The sequence below is a fragment of the Peribacillus kribbensis DSM 17871 genome, from assembly GCF_000430765.1.
Lineage (GTDB): Bacteria > Bacillota > Bacilli > Bacillales > DSM-1321 > Paraperibacillus > Paraperibacillus kribbensis.
The window spans coordinates 17,612-43,162 of record NZ_KE387237.1 but is presented as its reverse complement, the minus strand read 5'-3'; the positions used below and the strand labels follow the sequence as shown (position 1 = coordinate 43,162).

26 protein-coding genes, 1 tRNA gene, 1 riboswitch and 1 other annotated feature are annotated in these 25,551 nt (G+C 44.0%); of the genes, 11 read left to right on the top strand and 16 right to left on the bottom strand.

Features of this window, described 5'->3' with window-relative positions:
* Positions 1–70: 70 nt before the first annotated feature.
* From H539_RS0111330 to H539_RS0111300, 6 genes are all read right to left on the bottom strand, one after another.
* Positions 71–144 (bottom strand) — tRNA-Pro (locus H539_RS0111330).
* A gap of 104 nt (positions 145–248) precedes the next feature.
* Positions 249–839: a biotin transporter BioY gene (locus tag H539_RS0111325; protein WP_026693601.1), complete on the bottom strand. Its 591-nt coding sequence runs from the start codon at positions 837–839 to the stop codon at positions 249–251.
* A gap of 331 nt (positions 840–1,170) precedes the next feature.
* The gene (locus tag H539_RS0111315; protein ID WP_026693599.1) at positions 1,171–1,392 is read right to left on the bottom strand and encodes a hypothetical protein; all 222 of its coding nucleotides are present in this window, start codon (positions 1,390–1,392) and stop codon (positions 1,171–1,173) included.
* Positions 1,393–1,571: 179 nt separating this feature from the next.
* Entirely contained in the window at positions 1,572–3,986 is a 2,415-nt protein-coding gene (gene leuS / locus H539_RS0111310) for a leucine--tRNA ligase (protein WP_026693598.1), read from the bottom strand.
* A 55-nt stretch (positions 3,987–4,041) separates the two neighbouring features.
* Positions 4,042–4,260, bottom strand: a binding site (T-box leader).
* A gap of 103 nt (positions 4,261–4,363) precedes the next feature.
* Positions 4,364–5,566: an MDR family MFS transporter gene (locus H539_RS0111305; protein ID WP_026693597.1), complete on the bottom strand. Its 1,203-nt coding sequence runs from the start codon at positions 5,564–5,566 to the stop codon at positions 4,364–4,366.
* Positions 5,567–5,842: 276 nt separating this feature from the next.
* Positions 5,843–6,106, bottom strand: coding sequence for a YtzC family protein (locus H539_RS0111300; protein ID WP_026693596.1), 264 nt, complete (start codon positions 6,104–6,106; stop codon positions 5,843–5,845).
* A 153-nt stretch (positions 6,107–6,259) separates the two neighbouring features.
* Here H539_RS0111300 and mnmL point away from each other — a divergent pair, with 153 nt between their 5' ends.
* Together mnmL and mnmM are read left to right on the top strand one after the other, a co-directional pair.
* On the top strand, positions 6,260–7,219 hold the full coding sequence (gene mnmL, locus H539_RS0111295; RefSeq protein WP_026693595.1) for a tRNA modification radical SAM protein MnmL/YtqA: 960 nt from the start codon (positions 6,260–6,262) through the stop codon (positions 7,217–7,219).
* 2 nt (positions 7,220–7,221) lie between these two features.
* Positions 7,222–7,794, top strand: coding sequence for a tRNA 5-(aminomethyl)-2-thiouridylate-methyltransferase MnmM (gene mnmM / locus H539_RS0111290; protein WP_026693594.1), 573 nt, complete (start codon positions 7,222–7,224; stop codon positions 7,792–7,794).
* Between the two features lie 48 nt (positions 7,795–7,842).
* On the opposite strand, the gene H539_RS0111285 is transcribed toward mnmM, so the two are convergent.
* Positions 7,843–8,919, bottom strand: a complete 1,077-nt coding sequence (locus H539_RS0111285; protein ID WP_026693593.1) for a tetraprenyl-beta-curcumene synthase family protein — start codon at positions 8,917–8,919, stop codon at positions 7,843–7,845.
* 11 nt (positions 8,920–8,930) lie between these two features.
* Positions 8,931–9,734, bottom strand: a complete 804-nt coding sequence (locus H539_RS0111280) for an alpha/beta hydrolase (RefSeq protein ID WP_026693592.1) — start codon at positions 9,732–9,734, stop codon at positions 8,931–8,933.
* A gap of 255 nt (positions 9,735–9,989) precedes the next feature.
* On the opposite strand from H539_RS0111280, the gene H539_RS0111275 reads away from it, so the two are divergent.
* Positions 9,990–10,514: a gamma carbonic anhydrase gene (locus H539_RS0111275; protein WP_026693591.1), complete on the top strand. Its 525-nt coding sequence runs from the start codon at positions 9,990–9,992 to the stop codon at positions 10,512–10,514.
* A gap of 31 nt (positions 10,515–10,545) precedes the next feature.
* Here H539_RS0111275 and asnB read toward each other — a convergent pair whose 3' ends face one another.
* Positions 10,546–12,441, bottom strand: coding sequence for an asparagine synthase (glutamine-hydrolyzing) (gene asnB, locus H539_RS0111270; protein ID WP_026693590.1), 1,896 nt, complete (start codon positions 12,439–12,441; stop codon positions 10,546–10,548).
* A 1,013-nt stretch (positions 12,442–13,454) separates the two neighbouring features.
* Complete coding sequence (metK, locus tag H539_RS0111265; RefSeq protein ID WP_026693589.1) at positions 13,455–14,657, bottom strand: methionine adenosyltransferase; 1,203 nt, start codon at positions 14,655–14,657, stop codon at positions 13,455–13,457.
* A gap of 457 nt (positions 14,658–15,114) precedes the next feature.
* Positions 15,115–15,276, bottom strand: a riboswitch (SAM riboswitch).
* A 297-nt stretch (positions 15,277–15,573) separates the two neighbouring features.
* On the opposite strand from metK, the gene pckA reads away from it, so the two are divergent.
* The gene (gene pckA, locus H539_RS0111255) at positions 15,574–17,160 is read left to right on the top strand and encodes a phosphoenolpyruvate carboxykinase (ATP) (RefSeq protein WP_026693587.1); all 1,587 of its coding nucleotides are present in this window, start codon (positions 15,574–15,576) and stop codon (positions 17,158–17,160) included.
* 87 nt (positions 17,161–17,247) lie between these two features.
* Here the strand turns inward: pckA and H539_RS0111250 are convergent, their stop codons facing one another.
* Both H539_RS0111250 and H539_RS0111245 read right to left on the bottom strand, forming a co-directional pair.
* Entirely contained in the window at positions 17,248–17,493 is a 246-nt protein-coding gene (locus tag H539_RS0111250) for a DUF2584 domain-containing protein (RefSeq protein WP_026693586.1), read from the bottom strand.
* Positions 17,494–17,527: 34 nt separating this feature from the next.
* Complete coding sequence (locus tag H539_RS0111245) at positions 17,528–18,319, bottom strand: alpha/beta hydrolase family protein (protein ID WP_026693585.1); 792 nt, start codon at positions 18,317–18,319, stop codon at positions 17,528–17,530.
* 165 nt (positions 18,320–18,484) lie between these two features.
* Here H539_RS0111245 and H539_RS0111240 point away from each other — a divergent pair, with 165 nt between their 5' ends.
* Genes H539_RS0111240 through H539_RS0111230 form a run of 3 tightly spaced genes read left to right on the top strand, consistent with a single transcriptional unit; the run spans position 18,485 to position 21,033 of the window.
* Complete coding sequence (locus H539_RS0111240) at positions 18,485–19,453, top strand: ABC transporter substrate-binding protein (RefSeq protein ID WP_425414715.1); 969 nt, start codon at positions 18,485–18,487, stop codon at positions 19,451–19,453.
* Positions 19,454–19,466: 13 nt separating this feature from the next.
* Positions 19,467–20,252: an ABC transporter ATP-binding protein gene (locus tag H539_RS0111235; RefSeq protein ID WP_026693583.1), complete on the top strand. Its 786-nt coding sequence runs from the start codon at positions 19,467–19,469 to the stop codon at positions 20,250–20,252.
* On the top strand, positions 20,227–21,033 hold the full coding sequence (locus H539_RS0111230) for an ABC transporter permease (RefSeq protein WP_035322457.1): 807 nt from the start codon (positions 20,227–20,229) through the stop codon (positions 21,031–21,033). The genes H539_RS0111235 and H539_RS0111230 overlap by 26 nt, the downstream gene beginning before the upstream one ends.
* Before the next feature lie 40 nt (positions 21,034–21,073).
* Here the strand turns inward: H539_RS0111230 and ytkD are convergent, their stop codons facing one another.
* Complete coding sequence (gene ytkD / locus H539_RS0111225; RefSeq protein ID WP_026693581.1) at positions 21,074–21,553, bottom strand: RNA deprotection pyrophosphohydrolase; 480 nt, start codon at positions 21,551–21,553, stop codon at positions 21,074–21,076.
* Between the two features lie 77 nt (positions 21,554–21,630).
* Positions 21,631–21,951, bottom strand: coding sequence for a hypothetical protein (locus H539_RS0111220; RefSeq protein WP_026693580.1), 321 nt, complete (start codon positions 21,949–21,951; stop codon positions 21,631–21,633).
* 318 nt (positions 21,952–22,269) lie between these two features.
* Here H539_RS0111220 and H539_RS0111215 point away from each other — a divergent pair, with 318 nt between their 5' ends.
* Both H539_RS0111215 and ytzI read left to right on the top strand, forming a co-directional pair.
* Positions 22,270–22,521 (top strand): DUF6154 family protein, encoded by a 252-nt coding sequence (locus tag H539_RS0111215; RefSeq protein WP_026693579.1) that lies wholly within the window; start codon positions 22,270–22,272, stop codon positions 22,519–22,521.
* 87 nt (positions 22,522–22,608) lie between these two features.
* Entirely contained in the window at positions 22,609–22,782 is a 174-nt protein-coding gene (ytzI, locus tag H539_RS30770; RefSeq protein ID WP_081415854.1) for a YtzI protein, read from the top strand.
* Between the two features lie 235 nt (positions 22,783–23,017).
* On the opposite strand, the gene H539_RS0111205 is transcribed toward ytzI, so the two are convergent.
* Positions 23,018–23,491: an S-ribosylhomocysteine lyase gene (locus H539_RS0111205; protein ID WP_026693578.1), complete on the bottom strand. Its 474-nt coding sequence runs from the start codon at positions 23,489–23,491 to the stop codon at positions 23,018–23,020.
* Positions 23,492–23,623: 132 nt separating this feature from the next.
* Here H539_RS0111205 and yidD point away from each other — a divergent pair, with 132 nt between their 5' ends.
* On the top strand, positions 23,624–23,845 hold the full coding sequence (gene yidD, locus H539_RS0111200; protein WP_026693577.1) for a membrane protein insertion efficiency factor YidD: 222 nt from the start codon (positions 23,624–23,626) through the stop codon (positions 23,843–23,845).
* 269 nt (positions 23,846–24,114) lie between these two features.
* Positions 24,115–25,053, top strand: a complete 939-nt coding sequence (locus H539_RS0111190) for a metal ABC transporter solute-binding protein, Zn/Mn family (RefSeq protein WP_026693575.1) — start codon at positions 24,115–24,117, stop codon at positions 25,051–25,053.
* A 201-nt stretch (positions 25,054–25,254) separates the two neighbouring features.
* Here the strand turns inward: H539_RS0111190 and H539_RS31460 are convergent, their stop codons facing one another.
* Positions 25,255–25,392, bottom strand: coding sequence for a hypothetical protein (locus H539_RS31460; protein ID WP_155890011.1), 138 nt, complete (start codon positions 25,390–25,392; stop codon positions 25,255–25,257).
* Positions 25,393–25,551 lie beyond the last annotated feature (159 nt).

Here is a 25,551-nt window from a genome sequence, read left to right as displayed (position 1 = left end):
CGGAGAGCACTTAGAGGAACACCATTGCAATAAAAAAACCCGCTTCGTACTTGCGGGTTTCCTATCTTAATCGGAATGACAGGAATTGAACCTGCGACCCCCGCCACCCCATGACGGTGCTCTGCCAAGCTGAGCTACATTCCGCTTGTTACTATTAATTATCTATTCGCGGCTGATGAAAAATTTCCTTTTTATTTTTTATATTCCTATAAGAAAAACCGGCTCAATGAAAGAGCCGGTTTATTTCATCAGGAAGCACGTTTTAAATGTTTAAACTGCCCCTTTGAAAGAACCGTTTTCTCCAGACGGAAGCCAAGCAATCCAGCTAGAACAGCTAGGATGATATCTTTTGGCAGCGGTACCAGCATCCATTCCCATGCAATCTTATAGCTGAAAGCCCCTGGTGCATCCGCCCATAGTTTTAAAGCCATATACATCCAGTTCGTACCCGCCACATAATTTATTGCCATTCCGGCAAGGGCCGCAATGACATAGGCCGCAGTACTTTTTCCTTTTTCAGCTATTTTTCCTGCGACATAAGCGGTTAAGATATATGAAAGGATAAATCCGAAGGTGGAAGAAAAAATGGTCGAGAATCCGGCTCCGAACTTGGCAAAAACCGGGATGCCCACAAGGCCCGCCAGTGCATAGGCAGTCATGGATATAGCCCCTAAACGGCTCCCAAGCACGACTCCAGCCAGCACGGCAAAAAAGGTCTGGAGTGTAATAGGCACTGTGCCGATGACCATGAATGGAGCGATTGAAGTGATATTTGCCCCGACGGCCATGAGAGTCACAAACATGGCTGCAAGAGTCAGATCAATGGTTTTTAATTTCATTTTTGTTCTCCCCTATATGTATATTGGCTGTCTCCAAGGGATGGCAGAAGAAGGTGTATGTTGAATGGTGTAAAAGCACATCCTTTTGGAACCGCCTATATTAAAGATAAAGAGAGAAAAGTTCATTGTCAACCGATTTTAATAAACAGTTAACATATACTCAGGGAATAGCCTCGTTTGTTTACTCTGCTCTGCTCTGGATATATCCAGTAATAACTTGATCAAGGAGGGATGATGGTGGATAACAATAAAATCAATTACCTGAATAAATAAAGGGATATCAGCCTGATATCCCTTTATGCCGAATCCCTTGAACTGAACTCCGGCTTCTTTATTCAAGCATTTTCCCATCATAATACCCAGCCATAAATGCATCAACCGTATCTTCAAGATCTCCTGCCGCATCTGGAATCTGTACGATAAGTTCGTTTCTCTGCACGACAGGAACGATCGAATAATCATCGAATCTATTTACCTCGAGCTGGACCCTTAAATCTCCAGCAAGCTCTTCCGCCTGAATCGAATCCTTCAATAAATATCTATGATTCTTCACACGATCTCCTCCTTCATGAATCTACAGTAGTATTCCTAAAACTATAGAAAGATAACCGGAAAGCTGGACAGCCAGATTGGAAATCAGCAGCCCGGGTTCAAAAAAAGACTGAAGACAAACTCGTTAGAATCAAGTTGGTCTTCAGTCTGCAGCAGGAATTGGAGCCTGCCTTCTATATGTTAATTAGCAACAATATTAACCAGCTTGCCAGGAACCGCAATGACCTTGCGAACCGTTTTTCCGCTGATTTGTTCTTGTGTTTCGTTATCTCCCATGGCGATCTGCTCAAGCTCTTCTCTGCTTGCTCCAGCAGGAACCATAAGCTTATGCTTCACCTTACCGTTGACTTGAACCACAATTTCAACTTCATCTGCGACAAGCTTTGCTTCATCATAAGCAGGCCATGTTTCATAGGTGATTGTACCATCGTGGCCTAGCTTCTCCCAAAGCTCCTCGGTGATGTGCGGACAGATTGGAGAAAGCATTTTTACAAAGCCCTCTACATAGGCCTTAGGAAGCTGGTCTGCTTTATAAGCTTCATTGATGAATACCATCAATTGTGAAATGGCTGTATTAAAGCGAATGCCTTCAAAATCCTCTGTCACCTTTTTAACTGTCTGATGATACACTTTTTCAAGCTCTCCGCTGCCTTCTGCATCGACCACTTTTGAAGAAAGGCTTCCATCTTCGTCTACAAGCAGACGCCAGATACGGTCAAGGAATCGACGGGATCCATCAAGGCCGTTTGTGGACCATGCGATGGATGCGTCAAGCGGCCCCATGAACATTTCGTAAAGACGCAGTGTATCTGCTCCATGGCTTTCAATGATTTCATCAGGGTTTACAACATTGCCCTTGGATTTACTCATTTTCTCATTGTTTTCTCCAAGAATCATACCCTGGTTGAACAGCTTCTGGAACGGTTCTTTTGTCGGAACCACACCGATATCATACAAGAACTTGTGCCAGAATCTTGCATATAGCAAGTGAAGGACCGCATGCTCAGCACCGCCGATATAGATATCGACCGGAAGCCATTCCTTCAGCTTTTCCGCATCGGCAAGCGCCGCTTTATTGGTTGGGTCGATATAGCGCAGATAATACCAGCAGCTTCCCGCCCATTGCGGCATGGTATTGGTTTCGCGGCGTCCTTTTCGTCCGTTCTCATCCACTACATTGACCCACTCATCGATATTGGCAAGCGGAGACTCACCAGTGCCGGAAGGTTTGATTTCCGTTGTTTTCGGAAGCATAAGCGGAAGCTCTTCCACGCTGACCGCAGTGCTTGTGCCATCCTCCCAGTGAATAACTGGAATAGGCTCACCCCAGTAACGCTGGCGGCTGAACAGCCAGTCACGGAGACGGTAGGTTACCTTCTTTTCACCGATTCCTTTTTCCTCAAGCCAGGCAATCATTTGTTTAATGCCTTCCTCTTTATCTGTTCCATTCAGGAAGTCTGAATTAATATGCTTTCCATTACCGGTGTACGCTTCTTGTTCAATATTGCCGCCTTCCACAACCTCAACGATCGGCAGTTCAAACTTTCTGGCAAATTCATAATCGCGCTCATCATGGGCTGGAACAGCCATGATGGCCCCGGTTCCATAAGTGGAGAGTACATAGTCGGCAATCCAGATCGGCATTTTCTGTTGATTCACAGGATTGATGGCATAAGCACCAGTGAATACCCCTGTCTTATCTTTGGCAAGATCCGTTCTTTCTAAATCGCTTTTATGCTTGACCTTTTCCAGGTACGCCTCCACTTCTGCCCGCTGTGCTTTTGTCGTGATTTTGCTTACAAGAGCATGTTCAGGGGCAAGGACTGCATAGGTTGCTCCAAACAGGGTATCAGGGCGTGTAGTGAATACCCGGAATGCTCCTTCATGGCCGTCAATCGCAAATTCAAGCTCCGCTCCCTCGGATCGGCCGATCCAGTTGCGCTGCATATCCTTAAGGCTTTCTGGCCAATCCAGCTCTTCCAGGTCCTCTGCAAGACGGTCAGCGTATGCGGTGATCTTAAGCATCCACTGTCTCATTGGGCGGCGCTCTACAGGATGGCCTCCACGCTCACTTTTGCCGTCAATGACTTCTTCGTTTGCAAGAACCGTACCAAGTGCAGGGCACCAGTTAACTGGAACTTCATCCACATAGGCCAAACCTTTTTCAAACAGCTTCAGGAAAATCCACTGTGTCCACTTGTAGTAGTCCGGATCCGTTGTATTTACCTCACGATCCCAGTCATATGAGAAGCCAAGTTCCTTAATCTGGCGTTTGAAGGTTTCAATATTTTGCGCGGTGAACTCTGCAGGATCATTTCCTGTATCAAGAGCATACTGCTCAGCAGGAAGACCGAAAGCATCCCAGCCAATTGGATGAAGGACTTTATAGCCCTGCATGCGCTTCATTCTTGAAAGAATATCTGTAGCCGTGTATCCTTCCGGATGCCCTACATGCAGGCCGGCGCCTGAAGGGTACGGGAACATATCCAGAGCATAGAATTTAGGTTTTCCCTTATCCTCACTCGTTTTAAAGGTCTTATTTTCTTCCCAATACTTCTGCCACTTTTTCTCAATCTTCTTGTGGAAAAAATTCATTATGTTTCCTCCTAATAGTCCTGATACGCAAAAAATCCTCCCGCCCCTCCAAAAATAGAGGGACGAGAGGATATAAATCCATCCCGCGGTACCACCCAAATTGGTGCAAAATGCACCCGCTCGTTATCCTTAACGCGGATCCGACGACAGGCACTACCATGGTTCATGCCTGTAACTCAAAGGCGAGTTCGCAACCAATCCCGGATGGCTTTCACCAGACGCCAACTCTCTAAGACGAGCCTTAATTGCTACTACTCCTTATCAAGGTTTTTTCGTATCAATAGTTATATCATATTTTAGTCAATAATTCTTAAAAATGCAAGCAGCTTTTCAAACATTATCGCCCGCACAGCAGCTTTTCATTCACAGATGGATGATCAGCCTGCTTCAGCCGGTGAGACAGGAAGCTCTTCTTCCCTTCTCAGGGCACGGTCATAAACATAAGTGGACAGGATCGCCACTGCAAATAAAATGATCAAAATCCCAAACATCATGCTCATCCCATAATGGTCCGCGAGCAGGCCGCCAATTGTCGGTCCCAGCATGCGGCCGCCCGTAGCTGTGCTGTTGACGATCCCCTGATAAAATCCTTCTTTCCCCTTTGGAGAAAGCTGGCTGGCAAGGGTCGGTACGGCTGGCCACACGAACATCTCTCCCACAGATAGGATAATCATGGCGGTCATAAAGCCTGAAAATTCATGGGAAAAGGAAGCTAAGATGAAAGATCCGATAAAAATCAGGATTCCAAAGATGATCTGTGTTTTTACCTTTTTCAGCATGCGGCTGATCAGAAGGTTAACAGCCGGCTGTGCGAAAACAATCAGCGCTCCATTTACCGTCCAGAGCAGACTGTACTGCTTTAAGCTGACCCCGATTTCCTGGGTATAGGAAGCGATGGTCGACTGCCATTGAACATAGCCGATCCAGCAAAGTAAATATCCAATGCAAAGGATGAGCAATGCGCTCGTCCTTGCCGAAGAATTTGCTGCCGGCTTGATTCCTCCTTGGAGTGCCTTGGCAGTCTGGGCTGTATCGCTCTTAATGCCCCTGAAGCCAAAAATGGCCAATAAAAGAAACAGGATATACATCAGCGTATTGGCCATGAAAATAAGGTCGAAAGAATAAGAAGCGACTAGTCCTCCAAGTGCGGAACCTACTGCCACCCCTACGTTTTGGGCGATATAGATGGCATTGAAGGCTTTTCTTCCTCCTTCTTCCCACACCGTTCCTGCCATGGCGTAAAAGGAAGGGAAAATAATGCCCGTCCCAAAGCCGATGATAATTAAATAAACAATATAATAGTACCAGCTGTGATTAATGGTCAGACCTATTAATGCCAGCAGGGCGATTATAATTCCAAACAGAATCGATTTATAACCCCCGAATTTATCAAATAAACTGCCTCCAATCAGGTTCCCCACGACAGAAGCAAACGCATTTGCCATTAATACAAAACCCGCTGCAGATAAGGACTTGCCCAGCTGGTCATGTATGTAAATGGAGTTCAGCGGCCAAAGAAAAGAGTTTCCAGTAACATTGATTACCATACCAATGATGAGAAGCCAAAGGTTGCGCGGCATGTGCAGTCTCCTTTTTTAAAGTAATGAACATCAAAACAATTTTAATGATATTCACCCACTATTGCAATGGTTATTTTCCGCCAGAGTTTTCCGCCGGAATCCTTGACCTCATCTGAAAATTCAGGATTTTGCTGAGGGATTTTTATGCTGGCTGCTAGGATGAATGAATAAAATATTCTTTATAAGAAGCCAGTTGATGACCTGAATATCTGAACAAAAAAACCGCCGCATGCAACCCTGCATGCTGGCGGCTTCTTTCTCGTATGGACACGCACCTTAGTGGTCAAGGAGAATCATATCGTTCTGGATCCCCTGCAATCTCATTCTCATTCTGTCCAGCTGATACCTCTGCTGGCTGTCAGCGCTATTCTTTAATTTTTCCAGTTCAATCAGCGTTGTTTCCAAACGCTGCTGGGCATGAATATAGACATCATCATTATAATGCTCCTGCAGATTTCCATCATCAAATTGTTCATTTGCTGCTTCCAGGGTTTCTTCGCATTCCCTGAGAAAATGCTCAACAGATTCCTGTGTTGCCATAGGCGGTGCCCTCCTTCCTGAGATGAAAATAGTTTCATCCCTCCTATTTTTTCTTTCCTGAAGTTTAAATATAAAGAAAGTTAATGGAAATTAGTCCGGTGCACATGCTGTGGTACAATGTCATATGTATTCATTTAAAAAGGAGTGGATTAATTGTCAGAACTTAATCCTTTTATATATGCCTCTGATAACAAAAGATATCATACGTGGAATTACCATCTGCGCCAGGAGTTCGGGCATAAGGTATTCAAAATCGCCCTCGACGGGGGATTCGACTGTCCGAACCGGGACGGAACGGTCGCCCATGGAGGGTGTACGTTTTGCAGTGCGGCCGGTTCCGGTGACTTTGCTGGAAGCAGGGCAGACAGCCTTCTCAAACAATTTAATGATATAAAAGAAAAAATGCATACAAAATGGAAAGACGGAAAATACATGGCCTATTTCCAGGCTTTCACCAATACTCATGCTCCCGTGGAGGTCTTAAGGGAAAAATATGAAACTGTCCTTGGACAAGAGGGAGTAGTCGGCTTATCCATCGCAACAAGACCTGACTGCCTTCCTGATGATGTCGTGGAATATCTGGCCGAATTGAATGAAAGAACGTATCTCTGGGTGGAGCTTGGACTTCAGACCGTCCACGAGCGAACTGCCCAGCTGATTAACAGGGCCCATGATTATGAGTGTTATAAGGAGGGCGTAGCCAAGCTGCGCAGGCATGGAATCAGGGTCTGCTCCCATATCATTAACGGACTGCCGCAGGAAGACCGCAGAATGATGCTTGAAACAGCTGCAGAGGTCGCGAAGCTGGATGTACAGGGTATTAAGATCCATCTGCTTCATTTATTAAAAGGAACCCCGATGGTTAAGCAATTTGAGAAAGGGCTGCTAAAATTCCTGGATTTTGAAGAGTATGTCAGTCTGGTCTGCGACCAGCTTGAAATCCTTCCTCCCGAAATGATTGTCCATCGGATCACAGGAGACGGCCCTATAGAATTGATGGTCGGACCGATGTGGAGTGTGAACAAGTGGAATGTACTGAATTCCATTGATGCTGAGCTGAAAAGAAGAGACAGCTGGCAGGGAAAATACTATAAAGCTGCAGTGGAGGCCTAAACATGAAACTTTCCAGGATCCTTCCCTTTGCCAGGGAACTGCTGGCAAAAGCTTTGGCAGAAGGAGACATTGCGGTCGATGCAACCCTGGGAAACGGCCATGACTGCATCTACCTTGCCGGACTGGTCGGAAGCGCCGGGCATGTATACGGCTTTGATGTCCAAAAAACAGCTCTTGAAAAAACAGCGGAAAACCTTAATAAGCATGCATTGAAAGGCCGGACCACCCTTTTTCTAAGCGGTCATGAACATGTGAAAGAACTCCTCCCTGATTCTTCCTTCGGCAAAGTCAAAGGAGCAGTTTTTAATCTCGGCTATCTTCCTGGAGGAGATAAGTCCATTGTTACAACACCGGTCACAACCATCCAGGCTATCGAACAGCTCCTTGAAATCATGGCTCCAGAGGGCATTATCGTCATCGTGATATATCACGGACATGCAGAGGGAGCACTTGAGAAGGACAAGCTCCTAACCTATCTTGGCTCCCTTCCACAGGAACAGGCCCATGTCCTGCAGTATGGATTTATTAACCAAATCAATAACCCTCCTTTCATCATTGCGGTGGAAAAAAAATAATCCGAAAACGGCAGACCGGAATGGTCTGCCGTTTTTGAACCATAATGTTTACGCGGTTCCCGATGTGAACTTTTGAAGGCCCCTGTACATCCGGCCGTTTAAATAGAAGAATAAGGTGATACCTCCGCCCAGCTTCCTGACCTTCCTTGCCAGCCGGCTAAGACTCTTTTGGCTCCTCACCTTTTCGTCTGATAAGTAAATGCCGAGCAGCCCCCTATGGATCAGCTTGTGGAATTGCTTATGAGGCAGTTTTTCCGAAAATTTTTCAGCCTGCCTTACAAAATGCTCAAGCCTTGCCATCATTTCTTTTTCATCACGGTAATAAAAGCAAAAATTCAAGTCTCCGCCAGTCCGGTCCTCTTCCTGATCAATCAGATAATCAAGCAGGATATGAAGTCCCTGGATATAAGGGAAATATCCTTCACAGATCGTATCGCCGTGCGCTGCATCAAAATCATCTCTGAATGCATAGGAAACGAGGCAGAAGATGCCCAGCGTAGAGCCTGAGCAGGCTGAAAATTCATACCAGGTCATATCAGGCAGACTGTCCTTATAGGAGTCATACCAATTTTGAAGGCGTTTTACCCTGCTGTCCGGATGAACATGCTTATGTACCTGCAAGTCGCAATAATAGGTGCATAGCCGGATCAGATGATCTTTGATCTTGGGATAGTTCTCCATTCCAGCTAAAGTGTCCTGGCATGTCAGGACCAGGTCCTTTAAATAGCCGTTATCCTCCTGGCCTTCTCTGTATTGATAATAATTGACCGGCTGGGCTCCAACAGTCAGTGCATGAGACATGGATTCGTGGAGCGCCGCAAAGTCTTCCGGGTCGAGCGAAATACTGCGGTCGCATAAATTATCCAGATAATCGCTGATGGTCTGGTAGGCGACAATGAATTTTACGGCATCCTCCTGATGTGTTTCGGCAGCAAGTGCAAGAATGCTCCCCCCTTCACAGTGGAAGGTTTTGGATTCAATGCTTGCACAAGCCTGCTTTCTTAATTCCGGGTCCGGAATTTCTTCCGCTCTTTTTTTCCAGTATGCCAGCTGTTTATGGACATGAGGCAGTATCTGCATATACGTTTTTGACATCAGCCGAATCGGCGTTACCGGAATGGCCATACAATTTCCCCCTATACTATATATCCCAAAAGCCGAAGCCTATTTTCAACAAACCCTTTTGCATATCCGAAAACAAGGTCCCTTTCAAGTTCGTTGAAAATTTCATGATAAAGGCCAGGCCATTCTTTAAATAGTTTTTCGCTGGAAAAAATCAGATTAAACCATTCTTTCACAGCTTTCTTATCTACTATTTTATCATCTCCGGCCTGCATAAGCAGAACCGGGATATCCTGAAGGTCCGGGATGTTTTTAAAAGCCTCCTCCATGGCCCCGACCAGCTCTCTATACCATCTTACAGAAACCTTTGTCACATATAAAGTATCATTCACATCTGCCTCCAGGATTTCAGGGTTTCTTGTAGCCATCTGAACGGTAAGCCCTGGATCCATACGCAGGGAAGGGGTGACCCGATTAAGCACGATGGAAGAGGCTTCCTTCATTTTAGATGGATAATTCACAAGCCCCAGGCATGGTGAGGATAAAATAACCCCCGCAAGGTCCAGCCTTTCCACCTGAAGGAGGCGGATGACAGCAAGTCCTCCCATGCTGTGCCCCAGTAAAAAAACAGGCAGCTGATACTCATAAGCCGCTTGCACCCAGTCTTTTATTTCTATCAGATATTCTTCAAAGTCCTCAATATGCCCTCTTCTGGACCGGCTTGTCATTCCCTGGCCTGGCAGGTCGCCCATCACGACATGATATCCGGCCGACCTCCACATTTCGATCAGCCAGCGATACCGGCCATGATGTTCCAAAGCTCCATGGACCATGACGATGACTCCTCTTGCGCTGCCTGATGCTTCCCATTTATTCATCTATACCGCCCCCTGCACTTTACTGCTTTCCGACCCAAAGCAGTGTAATTTCCTCTTACTATAATTATTTTGGAAGCCTCTTTCCTATGTTAGGAAGGCTGCGTCCAATGGCTGATATATTCAACTATCAATAAACGATGCTTAAAAAGTTATTTTACAGCTTTTTGTCTTAAAGTTACACTTAAAGGAAAGATAGGCAAATCTCTATCTGTATCCTTATAATACCCAATTTTATTGAAAGGTGTGTAAATCGTGATTATTTATCCTTATCGAGAGAAACTGCCAAAAATCGAAAGTGATGCCTACATAGCCGATCATGCGGTCATCACAGGGGATGTAACCATCGGCAGCCTGTCCAGCGTCTGGTTCAATACGGTCATCCGCGGTGATGTAGCACCCACCCTTATCGGCGAAAAAGTAAATGTCCAGGATAATTGTGTTCTCCATCAAAGTCCCAATCATCCATTGATCTTAGAGGATGAGGTGACGATCGGACACCAGGTTATCCTCCACAGCTGCCACATTAAAAAAGGTGCACTCGTCGGCATGGGGTCCATCATCCTGGATGGTGCCGTCATCGGGGAAGGTGCCTTTATTGGGGCCGGCAGTCTCGTTCCCCAGGGTAAAATCATCCCTCCGAATACACTGGCCTTTGGCAGGCCCGCGAAGGTCATCCGGGAACTCAATGAAGAAGATATCAAGGATATGCAAAGAATCAGCCGTGAATATGCCGAAAAGGGACAATATTATAAATCCCTTCAGCCAAATGAAGACGAATGAAAATAAAAAAGCACCCGCGGGTGCTTTTTTATTATTTCACTGATTCAAGTTCCTGTTTGTAAAGATCTTGAAAAGAGTATTTTCCTTCGATATAAATGCTATGCCAAAGCATGAACATTAGCACAGTCCAAATTTTACGGCTGTTATCCGCTTTTCCTTGTACATGGTCTTCCAGCAGCTGATAGACTACATTCTTATGAAGGAGATGATCGGTCTGGCTGTCGCGGATCAAGCCTTTCGCCCAGTCATACATTTCATTTTTCAGCCAGTGGCGGATCGGAACAGGGAACCCTAATTTTTTACGGTTCAGCACATGTTCCGGCACGACGCCTTCAGCAGCTTTTCTCAATAAATATTTAGTTGTTCCATTGGCTGTCTTTAATGCAGATGGGATGGCCGAGCATACTTCAAAGACCTTCTTATCCAGGAATGGAACCCGAAGCTCAAGGGAATGGGCCATTGTCATTTTATCCGCCTTCAGAAGGATATCCCCTCTCATCCAGGTATGGATATCGATATACTGCATGGTGCTGACCGGCTCATAGGAAGCACTTTCCTGATAAAGCTTCTTCGTAATCTCTGTATACTCAAGACCTGGCTTATAATTAAGCAGGAGTTTCTTTTTCTCAGCTTCAGTAAACATCTTGGCATTTCCGATGTATCTTTCCTCCATCGGAGTCACGCCTCTTTCAATAAAGCTTTTTCCTTTGACACCTTCAGGAAGGATTTTTGCGACACCTTTCAGAAGTCCTTTTACAGCTCCCGGCATTTTATCGAAAACTTCAAGGGACTGCGGCTCACGGTAAATATTATATCCTCCGAACAGCTCATCGGCACCTTCCCCTGAAAGGACAACCGTTACATGCTTCCTGGCTTCCCTCGCTACGAAGTATAAAGGCACACATGCTGGATCGGCCAGAGGGTCATCCATATGCCACATGATTTTAGGAAGCTCATCCATATATTCCTGCGGTGAAATAATATAGCTGATATTTTCAACGCCAAGCTTATCTGCCGTTTCCTTTGCCACATCGATTTCACTGAAGCCGTTATGATCGAAGCCTACAGAAAATGTTTTGATGTTTGGATGGTATTGCTTGGCAATGGATGCAATGATGGATGAATCGATTCCGCCTGAAAGGAAGGAGCCTACAGGCACATCACTGCGCATATGCATTTTCACACTGTCAAACATCACATCTCTTATTTCTTTCACCCATTGATCCTCTGACTTTTGGACAGAAGAGAATGCAGCCTTCCAATAGCGTTTAATGTCCATAGGCTTGCCTATCTTCTTAGTAAAATAGTGGCCTGGCTCAAGCTTATGAATGCCGACAGACATGGTTTCAGGCTCCGGAACAAACTGATACGTTAAATAATGCTGAAGAGAATCATAGTTCAGGACATCATTTTCAAGGGCAAGAAGAATACTTTTCTTTTCAGAACCAAAGAAAGTCCGTTCTCCATCTTCCATGTAGAAGAAAGGCTTGATTCCAAAAGGATCACGTCCGCCGTACAATGTCTGCTCCTGTTTGTCCCAGATCACAAAGGCAAACATCCCGCGCAGCTTCTCAATCGCTTTTTCCTTGATATGGCTGTAAAGAGCGATAATGACTTCTGTATCGGAGCTTGTTTTAAAGCTTAAGCCTTCTTTAATCAATTCTTCACGAAGTTCAACATAATTGTAGATTTCCCCATTAAAAATAATCCAATATCTTTCATTTTCATAGGTCAGCGGCTGATGGCCCGCTTCGATGTCAATGATACTCAATCTGCGGAATCCAAATTGTATATGCTCATCAAAGAAGTACCCACTGTCATCAGGACCTCTGTGAGTAATAATATTATTCATATCAGTAAACAGCTGTTTATCTTCATCTCGATGCTGCTGAGCGTTATTATGCATGCATCCAATAAATCCACACATTCATTTTCACCTACTCAAGTTATTCTTTATTTCATTTCAGCTAGTCTTAAATACATCCATTTCCCTGTTGTATGTAAAATAAACAACTTTTTTGCATACTTTCTTATCTTAACACTTTTTCTAACTAAAAGGCACGGGTAAATATCTGTAATTTTTATCAACCCCCCTCATGACCATAGCACTACAAGAAAAGCGGAGAACGGTGCTTTTCAAATAATACTTATAAAAGGCAGAATGATGCACCAACAAATTTAGAAACAAAACCTTATTGAAAAGCAGAGACCTGACAGGCATAAGACGGGCGGCATTGAAAGGCGCTTTTTGCCTTTTGATGACGTCCGGCTTATGACCGAAGGTCTCAGTTCGCAGCTGGACAACCAGAAAAGCGGAGAACGGTCCCTTCCTGCTGCTCCGTCTTAATTTTAGAATCTTTTTTATGTGCCCACACGAGAAATAGAGGGAAAAATTCCCCTTAATTCTTAATTTTCATAAAAAAGAGCCTAAATAGAGGGAGATATTACGCTTATTAACTCCAAAGATTCAAAAATAGGGGATTTTTCTTTGCATAACGGTAAAACTTCCCTTTATTTCCCTATGTAACGAGCTCCATTCCTGGCTTAACGGTAAATCCTCCCTTTATTTCTCTATGTAACGAGCTCCTTTCTTGGCTTAAATGAGAAATTCCCTTTGGGTTAAAGGCGTGAGACCAGAGGCGAGCATCCAGGGATCTCTCACAAGTCCTTCCTGTCAGGATTAAGACACCGATATCCCAGTGTATCTGCAGCCTGTGCGCTTGAAATAGGAAGAGTCTGCCTCTCTACTCCCTCGGTCCGTGCCTTGAGTCTACTTTTTCCGCTAACCCGGTTTGAGACTAGTTAAAAGAGAGTGCGCTCAAAAAAGGTTCTATCAACGAAAGTATAATAAAGAAACCCGCCATAATTTGACGGGTTTCTTTATTAAAGATGACAGTAACTTCCCCTCATATCCTTTACCAGGATAAAAGGCCAGCTTTATTAAGCTTGTAAAGCTTGTTCCTTCAGAGCTTCAGCTTTGTCTGTACGCTCCCATGGAAGATCCACGTCTGTGCGTCCAAAATGACCGTAAGCAGCTGTCTGCTTATAGATAGGGCGGCGAAGATTCAGCATGTTGATGATTCCTGCCGGGCGAAGGTCAAAGTTAGAACGGACCAGATCAACAAGAAGATCTTCACTTACCTTGCCTGTGCCGAATGTATCCACAGAGATGGATACTGGCTGAGCCACACCGATCGCATAAGCAAGCTGAACTTCTACCTTGTCTGCAAGTCCAGCAGCAACAAGATTTTTAGCTACATAACGTGCAGCATACGCAGCAGAACGGTCAACCTTTGTAGGATCTTTACCTGAGAACGCGCCGCCGCCATGGCGTGCATAGCCTCCGTAAGTATCTACGATAATTTTGCGGCCGGTTAAGCCTGCATCCCCTTGAGGTCCGCCGATAACAAAACGGCCGGTAGGATTGATGAAGTATTTTGTATCTTCATCAATCAGTTCTTGAGGAACAACAGGGTTGATTACATATTCCTTCAGATTGCGCTGGATCTGCTCAAGCGTTACTTCTGGATGGTGCTGGGTAGAGATAACAATGGTATCGATGCGGACAGGCTTATCATTCTCATCGTATTCAACCGTAACCTGTGTTTTTCCATCCGGACGAAGGTAAGGAAGGATTTCTTCTTTACGAACTTCAGTCAGGCGTCGTGCCAGTTTATGTGCAAGAGAGATTGGAAGCGGCATTAATTCCTTTGTTTCGTTATTTGCATAACCAAACATTAATCCCTGGTCTCCAGCTCCGATTGCTTCGATTTCCTCATCGCTCATTTGGCCTTCACGTGCTTCAAGCGCCTGATCGACACCCATGGCGATATCGGCTGACTGCTCATCAATGGAAGTAAGCACCGCACAAGTTTCAGAGTCGAAACCATACTTAGCGCGGGTATATCCTATGTTAGCAATCGTTTCACGTACAATTTTCGGAATATCCACGTATGTGGAAGTCGTAATTTCTCCCGCTACCAATACAAGGCCAGTTGTTACTGATGTTTCACAAGCAACACGGGCGTTTGCATCCTTTTCTAAAATAGCATCCAGAATTGAATCTGAAATTTGGTCACAGATTTTATCCGGGTGTCCTTCAGTCACTGACTCAGAAGTAAAAAGCCGGCGTTTTTTTGACATCCTATTTCCTCCTCATATAAATGATATAGAAATTGCCGAAGTATCCCTTTCAGCATCTCCTGTTTTTTGAGACGGAACTCATTCCCTTAAGTAGTATTCCTTAAAAGATGCATATTTTATCCTGGCCCCGGCTGAATCAAAAGCCGGGATGTGCCAGTAAGTCTAGGATTACCAATCATCAGGCTGCCTCATGACAGCCATAACAGCAGACCTGACTAAAACGCAGACTATGAAAATTCGGCTGATCACTTAAGAGTGGAGCCATCATTTCTTGCACTTATTTAAAGGAATTTTCCCAATTTTTCTTATGTTTCCGAGATTGTTTCCAAAAAAAGATGATAAAGGCCCTGCTTTCGCCCATTACACTAACATATGTATACTGCCAGGTTGTGTTCAGGCAAAAATAAAAACCTTCCTTCTTATAGAGGAAAGGTTTTTTGTCGAAATCAGCCTTTCGCTCTTATCGGTCAAGGTCAAAAGCCTTGCATCAGGTTAGCACCTTTGCTTCAAAAATCAGCTCTTTTTCAGCCGATTTTCTCTATTGTTTTTTAATACTCTTAAAAAACTGCAGGTTGCTGGGCTTCATCGGGCCTGTCCCTCCACCAGCTCGGGATAAGAGAATCCGTTCAAGGTAGAATCATACCTTATTATATCGAATCATGTCAATATTTTAGAAGGAAATTGACTGTACTTTTTTGTACATGTCATCTGGAAAAATGAGTCGTTTTTCCTGACTTTAATAAAGCGGAAACAATAAGGTAATAAAAAACCTTGAATCTTTCCAGCTGAACCATCAGAATGATATAGGCTTTTTTACCATTTACAAAAATTGCACATTATTATTATGTACTATTTAAATCAATGTGTTATACTAATTCTACATGAAACTTACTTATTGAAAAGGATGGTACGTGATATGAATACTGTGGGAGTTACAAATGGGCTGACTGAATTATTGAACGGACACAATGTCTCTGTGCAGCTATCTGTTCCTCGGCTGGTTGAGAAGGTTGTCAGCCGCGGTGAAGGCATCCTCACCTCAACGGGGGCAGTCCGTGCGGAAACAGGAAAATATACGGGGCGTTCACCTAAGGATAAATACACCGTAGAGGAAGATTCAACAAAGGATAAGATTGATTGGGGATCCGTGAATCAGCCGGTTTCTCAAGAAATCTTCAATAATTTGTACGATAAGGTCATCCATCATTTAAAGGCAAAAGACGAAATCTTTGTTTTTAAAGGATTTGCCGGTGCAGATAAAAATCACCGCCTGCCCATCCAGGTAATCAATGAATATGCATGGCATAATTTATTTGCCCACCAATTATTCATCCGTCCGTCAGAGAGTGACTTTGGCCAGCACCAGGCAGAATTCACGATTCTTTCCGCCCCGGATTTCAAGGCTGACCCTGAAGTGGACGGTACAAGTTCTGAGACCTTCATAATGGTATCATTTGAAAGAAGAACAATAATAATCGGCGGCACAGAATATGCCGGAGAAATGAAAAAGTCGATCTTTTCCGTCATGAACTTTCTCCTTCCGGAAGCCGGCATTTTATCCATGCACTGCTCTGCCAATGTTGGACGCGAGGGAGATACAGCCCTTTTCTTCGGTCTTTCCGGTACAGGGAAGACGACTCTTTCTGCAGATACAAACCGCAGGCTGATCGGAGATGATGAGCATGGATGGTCTTCTGATGGAGTCTTCAACATAGAGGGAGGCTGCTATGCAAAATGCGTGAATTTGACCAGAGAGAAGGAACCCCAGATTTTTGATGCCATCCGGTTTGGCTCTGTTCTAGAAAATGTAATGGTAGACAGCGAAACAAGGAGCGCTGATTATGATGATACCTTCCTTACTGAGAATACAAGGGCCGCCTATCCTATCGATGCGATCGATAACATTGTTCTGCCAAGTATTGCTGGCCATCCGACTACGATTATTTTCTTAACTGCCGATGCATTCGGCGTCCTGCCTCCCATAAGCAGATTAACCAAGGAACAGGCAATGTACCATTTCTTAAGCGGATATACAAGCAAGCTTGCAGGTACAGAGAGAGGCATCACGTCACCTCAAGCCACTTTTTCAACCTGCTTCGGCTCTCCATTCCTCCCGCTTCCTGCACAGCGTTATGCAGAAATGCTCGGACAAAAAATAGATGACCATAACGTTAGGGTATTCCTTGTCAACACAGGATGGACCGGCGGAGAGTATGGCACAGGAAGCCGCATGAACCTTGCCTTTACTCGTGCAATGGTACAGGCTGCCTTAGAAGGCGAGCTGAACAGTGTGGCAACCGCAAAAGACAAAATCTTCGGACTTGAAGTCCCTGTCCATGTTCCAGGGGTTCCGGAGGAAGTGCTGCAGCCAAGCAAAACATGGGCAGATCCAGCCGCTTATGAACGGAAGGCAAGAGAACTGGCAGAAAAATTCAAGGAAAACTTTAAAAAGTTTTCAAGTGTATCCAAAGAAATCGAACTATTCGGAGGGCCTCTTCAATAAACTCGTCTGCTCCACATATAGTTTGGATGAATCATTTCAAAAGAGAAAAGTCCTTCATCGTCTGATGAAGGACTTTTTGGTGATTTATCAGTTAGTAGAATTTAGAGAAACCAGCTCATAGGTGATCACTGTACTCTGATTTTCCCATTCCAGTTTTTTAATAACAGCCGTGCCGCTTGTATCCGCTTCTTTTGTTTTTCTGACTTCAATCGGAATGTCCAAAGGATAGAGCCTGTACCCTTCTTTCTCAAGCTTGAAGGAATTGTTGCTTTGCTCCCTTTGTTCCCTTCCCTTAGTAACAATCATCGTATTTAATTCTAAAGGCATGCCCATGATAGACCCTCCTAAACGTTATGCATCCATCATATCATCTATCAGGGATCCTTTTCATCCAGGATGTTAAGTCAGCCACAATTTTCTGATTCACCTTGGGCGGGAAGTAATGTGTGAAGCCTGAAAAATACCAGGTTTCTACACTCTTTCCTACTTCCTTCAGCCTCTTCTCAAGAAGATAGGAATGCTCAATGGACACGTTATAATCCTCCTGGCCGTGAATGATGAGTACCGGGCACAAAATGTCTTCCGCCTGATATAGCGGGGTCCTGTATTTATAGCGTTCCGGATACTTATTCGGAGTACCGCCAATGACTCTTTTCATCATTTTTCTGAGATCCACTCTTTCGTGGTAAGTGAGCACCATATCTGTTACTCCCCCCCAAACTGCCACAGACGCTGCCGCTGGACAAAGAATAGCGGTTAAAAGCGCCATGACTCCCCCGCGAGAAAAGCCAAAGATATGGATCCTGTCCGTGACCACGTTCTCCAGGCCTTCTAAAAGTTTGTAGGCAGCCACTGCATCATACCTGTCGTTTCCTGCAAAGTCCTCATCGCCTTCTCCCCCCTGGTTTCCTCTATAAAAGGGCGCAAAGACCACAAACCCTTCAGATGCAAACTGGGCGATCCGTGCAGGCCGCACCTTTCCTACATTTTTAATGCCTCCCCTTAAATATAAGAATCCGTCAAATGGCCCTGTTTCCTTAGGCTCCGCTAAAAGCCCCTTTACCCTGAGGCCCTGTGACCAATATGTCACCAAAAATAGGCGGACCTTAGGATTCGGGGAAGGGAACCGCTGCATGCTGAATATCCTGCCATCCTCCATCAATTTCACTTCCTTATTAAAATGCTGATTTTACGGCAGAAAAAGGTGCCATAGGCTATCACACATTTTTTTAACTTTCATACCATATGTTAAACATTTTAAGCCATCATTACGATTTACAAAGGAGGATTCCCCTTGAAAAAAAAGATAAGAGTTTCACTATGCATGCTTCTTATTGCCCTGCTTATCATCCCCCTTGCTGCCTGTGGCAAGGAAAAAGTAAAGAAGGTGCGCGTTGCCGAGGTAACCCGTTCCATTTTCTATGCCCCTCAATATGTAGCCCTTGAAAAAGGCTTCTTTAAGGAGGAGGGGCTGGAGGTCGACCTAAAGACAACTCCAGGAGGCGATAAGACCATGACAGCCCTGCTCTCGAATGGTGCTGATATTGCCCTTGTAGGCTCCGAGACCTCCATTTACGTAGAAGCACAGGGCTCGAAGGACCCTGTCATCAATTTTGCCCAATTGACCCAGACGGATGGAACCTTCCTTGTATCACGAAAGAAAATAAGCAGTTTTGACTGGAACCAGCTAAAAGGAAGTACTTTCCTTGGGCAGCGAAAAGGCGGTATGCCTCAGATGGCTGGAGAATTCGCCTTAAGGAAACACGGAATTGACCCGCACAAAGACCTAAAGCTCATACAAAACATTGATTATGCCAATATCGCTACTGCCTTCGCTTCCGGAACCGGTGATTATGTACAGCTGTTTGAACCCACTGCCAGTGTGTTTGAAAAAGAAGGGAAAGGCTATATCATCGCTTCCTTTGGAACGGAATCAGGGCATCTTCCCTATACAGGCTATATGACCAAGAAGAGCTTTCTAACGGAAGATAAGGATACAATTGAAAAGTTTACCCGCGCGGTCTACAAAGCACAAAAATGGGTCTACTCGCACAGCTCGAAGGATACAGCCAAAGTAATCGAGCCATATTTCCCGGATACAGACCTATCCTTGATCACAACCGTCGTGGACCGTTATAAAAGCCAGGAATCCTTTGCAAAAAATCCAATCCTGGATGAAAAAGAATGGAACAATCTTCAGGATGTCATGAACGAAGCGGGCGAACTCCCAAAAAGAATTAAATACGGCAAATTGGTAAATACAAGCATCGCCAAAAACGTCATAAAGAATTGAAGGAGGCTGACCCATGAGCTTTCTTAGCGTGCAAAAGATCAGCCACACTTATTTTACAAAAAAGATGTCTAAAACAGCCTTACAGGATATTCAGCTTGAAATCGAGGAAGGTCAGTTCGTTTCCTTCCTCGGGCCCAGCGGCTGTGGAAAGTCGACCCTCCTTTCCATCATAGCGGGTCTTCTAAAGCCCACAAACGGAGAAATACTGCTGGAAGGAAAAACGCTGGTTTCTGGAAGGGATCATGTAATAGGCTATATGCTTCAGCAGGATTATTTGTTTCCATGGAAAACCATTGAAGAAAATATACTTCTGGGGCTTAAAATCTTAAACAGGCTGACTCCTGATTCAAAGGAAAAAGTCACCCGGCTGCTTAAAGATATCGGGCTTGAAGGAACAGAAAGCCAATATCCCAGACAGCTTTCCGGAGGCATGAAGCAGCGCGCAGCCCTTGTCAGGACCTTAGCTGCCGAACCCAAAATTTTAATGCTTGATGAGCCATTTTCCGCATTGGATTTCCAGACAAAGCTAAAGCTCGAAGACCTGGTCTGGAGTACCCTGAAGTCCTTCAGCAAAACCGCAATCCTGGTTACACATGATATCGGGGAGGCCATTGCCATGAGTGATGTCATCCACCTCTTCGGGACGAATCCGGGCCATATCGTAAAAACGGTCGAGGTCACCAAAGAACTGAGAAAGCTCACTCCCTTCAATGCACGTAATCATAGAGATTACTCGGCCCTATTTCAAACGGTTTGGAAGGAGCTTGAAAGTCTTGAAAAAATCATCCCCGAAGATTGAACAATCTTATAATGACTATATAAAGACATTAAAAAAAGAAAAACGGCTCGTCTTGTTTTATCAATTACTTATTTTTATTGTATTCTTTTCCATTTGGGAGCTTTTAAGCAGGCAGGAGTGGATTGATCCGCTAATTTTCAGCTCCCCTGCCAAAATCGTCAGCCTGCTGTTCCATAAAGTCCAGGATGGTTCGATCTTTTCCCATGCAGGCTTTACCATCTATGAAACAATCCTGGGGTTTGTTCTTGGAACCCTTTGCGGTACGCTCCTCGCAGCCTTTCTTTGGTGGTTTCCGATGGCCTCACGTGTTCTGGATCCATACCTGGTCATTCTGAATGCCATGCCAAAGGTGGCGCTGGGACCGATTTTAATAGTGGTACTCGGCCCTGGATTCAGCTCAATCATCGCTATGGGCGCCGTTATCTCTATCATCATTACGACCATTGTGATTTACACATCATTTCGGGGAGTCGATCCCAACTACCTGAAAGTATTAGAGACCTTTGGCGCTTCCAGATATGTCTGTTTTAAGGAAGCCGTTCTCCCGGCTTCTTTTCCCGCCATTATCTCCACTCTTAAGGTGAATGTCGGGCTTTCATGGGTGGGTGTGATTGTCGGGGAATTTCTTGTCTCCCAGCAGGGGCTGGGCTATCTGATCATTTACGGCTTTCAGGTATTTAACTTCACGCTCGTCCTAATGAGCCTTCTCATCATTGCAATTATAGCCACCATCATGTACCAGCTGGTAGATTATCTAGAAAAAAAGATTATTAAATCTTGATCGGATGATTGAATAGGGGAGCTTTTTTTGCTTCCCCTTTTTATTTTAATAAGCCTCTCTCCCTCATAATGTTCAAACAGATGGGCACGATTTCATCTTTCATAATAAAACTGTACTCTTCAGCATGTCTCAAATCAGACGGAAGCCTGTCCACCAGATGAGGACCCAGAGTTTCGTAATAGGAGTTCTTCTTTTCCATGGAGGCTGTGCCCGCAAAAAAAGCAGCCTTTGTAAAAGGCCCTTTCCCTTCACACTGAACGGTATATGCTCCCAGATACTCCATGCGCTCCACACGGCTTCCGGTTTCTTCATAAACCTCTCTTGCGACAGCCTCTTCCAATGTTTCATCTTGTTCTACCTTGCCCCCCGGAAATTCAAGGCCGCGTACCTTATGCTGTGTCAGCAGCCATTGATTTTGATACCGGGCAAGGGCCAGCACATGGCCCGCAGCAGCCTTCAATGATAAGTCACCCTGAGAAAAAGTAACAGTACAGCCGTTAACATCCATAAAATGCACCATGAGCTTACCTTCCATGCTATTAGATTTTGTGATTATTCATTTATCTTAACAAAATCCCTTACACGAAGCATGTTTTTCTATTGCTCTCCAGTCAGAATTCCCATTTGTTCGATATGAGCCTGTGCTTCTGCATCACCCAGCAGATGAATCAAGCGGTATACCTGTTTTAACGCTGTATCATATTCATCGTTGGCTTCATCCTCATGATATTCCATAAATGGGATATGCGCTCTCCAAAATGACCCTGAATCAGCCGACCGGCTTCTATCAATCCGGTCTCTTAATTCCATTACCTGTTCATCGGTCGCTTTGATCCTAAAATTCCAGGGAGAACTTTTGGAGTCCTGCGAAATGTGTCCATCCGGCAGATTAACGTAATACTCTTTGCTTTCTGTCACTCACATCCATCCTTTCCCTCGGTATTTCAGATAGTTTCTCCCATCAGCCTGCTTGGCCATTCCTCCAATTGACAGGAAACTTTTTTGGCTATTAGGGCAAAATTAGGTTAAACAAAATGTAACAGGGTAATAAAAATAATATCTTATCTATCATATTTCCAGCTTCATGATAATATAGAAGCAATAGAAGTTTTTACAGGCGGTAATCAAGAATGAATGATTGGATGCTGAAGTTCTTTTTCAGAATGACCAAGGAATCTCTGTTTCCGAATGCTGCCAGCCAATAGACAACATTAATTGCAAGGGGTGAACATCCAAATGAAGCTAATTGAGGAACTCTATGAACTTTATAAATCAAAGCTTACAGGTAATGATGAAGACATAGATATGCTTGCTTTTGCGGTATTGGAGCAATTGAGCAGAGAAGAAATTTTAGGGCTTATTCATGAAATGGGCAATCAGGAGCTGAATGACCTGATGGGCTTATACATCATCGAAACATTAAAAGGCAAGTTTGCTCAGGAAAACTTTGAAAAACATCTTCCTTATCCATCAAGGAATGTCCATTAAGCAAGTTGCTATATTAATGAGTACATATCGGGAGGGCCCGTCCCTCCCTCAAGCTTTAAATATAAGGAACCTAGTGAGGTGATACTTATGAAGGTGATCCTGGTGGTTGCTGTCATTATTATACTGGCTGTCCTGCTTCTCGCCGTACTAACAACCTCAAAGGCGTATACAGTCAAGCATACAGTCGACCCGCTTGAAAACAATCCAAATATACTGAAGGACGAAAACTCAACCGCAGACGATGAACCGCTTCAAAAATAAGATATAAGAGACGAAGGTTTGGAAGTCTTACTCCAAACTTTTTTTGATTCAGTAACAGAGTTAATAACAGGGTATCTAAGCTGCCATATAAAGCTGGTCGATGAAAATGACTATTTAAAATAAGAATGCATTTCAGATCCTGTCTGGAACGGTTTGCGAAAACAGCCAAAAATAAAGACCAAAGGCAAGCCAATTTCACGCTATGCCTTCAGTCTCATTCATTGAAATGAATTTTTTAAGCAAAGACCTGGTGAAGATCTTCCTTGCTCTGTGAAAGCCAATAGTTCATCAGCTTTTTGGCTCCCTCTAAATCATGAAGCTTCGCCTGCCCGCATTGCTTTTCAGTAGCAGCAGGGACTTCTGTTACCTGAACAGCATCCTTCATTGTTTCCTCGAGTACATCAATTACTTCAGATACTGTAGGTTCACCGCTCACAACCAGATAATAACCAGTCTGGCAGCCCATTGGAGAGATGTCAATGATATCAAAATGATCATACTTCTCCGAATACTTACGGATGTTAATGGCAAGAAGATGCTCCAGGGTATGGATGGAATCAGGCTTCATCGCTTGCTTATTTGGCTGGCAGAATCTAATATCATATTTATTAACAATGCCGTCGCTCCCAACCTTGTGTAGTCCGCAATGACGTACATATGGAGCTTTTACAGCGTTATGGTCTAATTCAAAGCTTTCAACTGAAGGCACATTCATTCACTCCTTTGTTATGGCTGAATTCTATTTTACAACTTTTTATGGATTTTAGCATCCATTTTTATTCATTTAGATAATAAAACCGACCGGAATAATATCCATTACTTTTTCGAGGAGTCCTGAATAATGAAAAAACTTTTACTTGCCCTTTTTCGCTTCTACCAGCTTGCTATTTCACCGCTAAAGCCGCCTTCCTGCAGATTTTATCCCACCTGCTCTCATTACGGTATTGAAGCTGTCCAGAGATTCGGTGCTTTAAAAGGAGGATACTTAACCATAAAGCGTATCCTGAAATGCCATCCATTCCATCCGGGAGGCTTTGATCCGGTTCCAGAAAAAAAAGAATGAAAACAAGAGTAACAAGAGGCTTCCTGCATCATACTGAGAATATAGGGTGGAGGCTGACCGACTGCCCCCGCGGAAAGCAGGCTGCTCTGCTCTATTCCACTCCTTGTTCACAGCAGCAAGAATTAGACTTTATGCAAAAAAATAAAATTACTTGCGATATTATCCGAGATTGGTTAATATAATTTAGTACAATTCGGAATCATTTCGAATTATTTTTTTCTGAATTCAAATCGTAATCAATCCGATTAATGCTACAGGAGGAAACACAATTGAAGATACGGTTATTGCTAATCCTGATGCTTGCTTTCGTTGTGATGCTCGCAGGCTGTTCCGGCGGAAATGAAACAAAACCCAAAACCATAAAGGGTAATAAAAAAATAAAAGTTTATACTACCGTATATGCCTTGCAGGACTTTACAGAAAAAATAGGCGGGAAATATGTAACGGTTCACTCTGTTTATCCTCCGGGAACGGACGAACATTCTTTTGAACCCTCACAAAAGGATATTATCTCCATGACGGATTCAGACTTATTTTTATACATTGGACATAACCTTGAAGGCTTTGTAACAAAAGCGGATGATATCTTTAAAAGTGAGCATGTTCAAATGGCTCCCATTGGAGAGGAATTTAAACTTCCCCGCGTAAGTAACCAGGATACAGATGAAGGCCATGATCATGGAGATGTCGATCCGCATATCTGGCTTGATCCTATACTGGCAAAAAAGATGGCATTTGCCATAAAAGAGAATCTGGTTAAAATTAAACCGGATCAGAAAGACTACTTCGAGAATAATTATAATGAGCTGGAGAAAAAATTGGATAAGCTGAACACGGACTATAAAACAGTCATTGGCTCTTCAGTACGCAAAGAGATGATTGTTTCCCATGCAGCTTATGGCTACTGGGAATACCGGTATGGCCTCAAGCAATTAAGTGTAACCGGCCTCTCCACATCGGATGAGCCTTCCCAAAAACAGCTGCAAAACCTTGTGAAGACCGCCCGTGACCATAAGCTGAACTATGTTCTCTTTGAACAGAATGTAAGCTCCAAGCTAACGGACACCATCCAGAAGGAAATCGGCGCAAAGCCTTTGACCCTACACAACCTAGCAGTTCTCACAGATAAGGATATACAGAATAAAGAAGATTATTTCAGCATCATGAATCATAATCTTGAAACACTGAAGATTGTATTAAATAAATAATAGAAAGCTCCTGCCAGTAATCGGCAGGAGCTTTCTATTTATTGATTATGAGTAGGTATGTGAATGGGATATCCTAAATTTCGGGGATTGTCTTACGGATGAATATGAACGAACTTTGATATGCGCTTTAAATGAGTTGCCTCATTGCTTAACACGTTATAAAAATCCAGTATTTTATAAAGCGCTTTCTTTTTCGTTCGTTCAGGAACAGATGAACTTTTCTTTTATGCTTTGCAGTTCCTCATCGGCAAGACTTGTAATGGTTTTAATCACATTCAGCGGCAAACCTCTTAAAAATAAGATTTCAGCAATAAGATACGGTTTATCTTGAATTCCCATAGATCCACCTGCCTTCCTTATTTCGATTGCCTTTTCTTATATTATAATCAAAAAAAGCAAAAAAAAAATCGGCACAGAGCCCATTTTCTGAAAATTTAGTCTTTAGTTCCTGTTCGATATCCTTTTAAAAAAACTGCCTCAGCAAACATCACGCAGAAT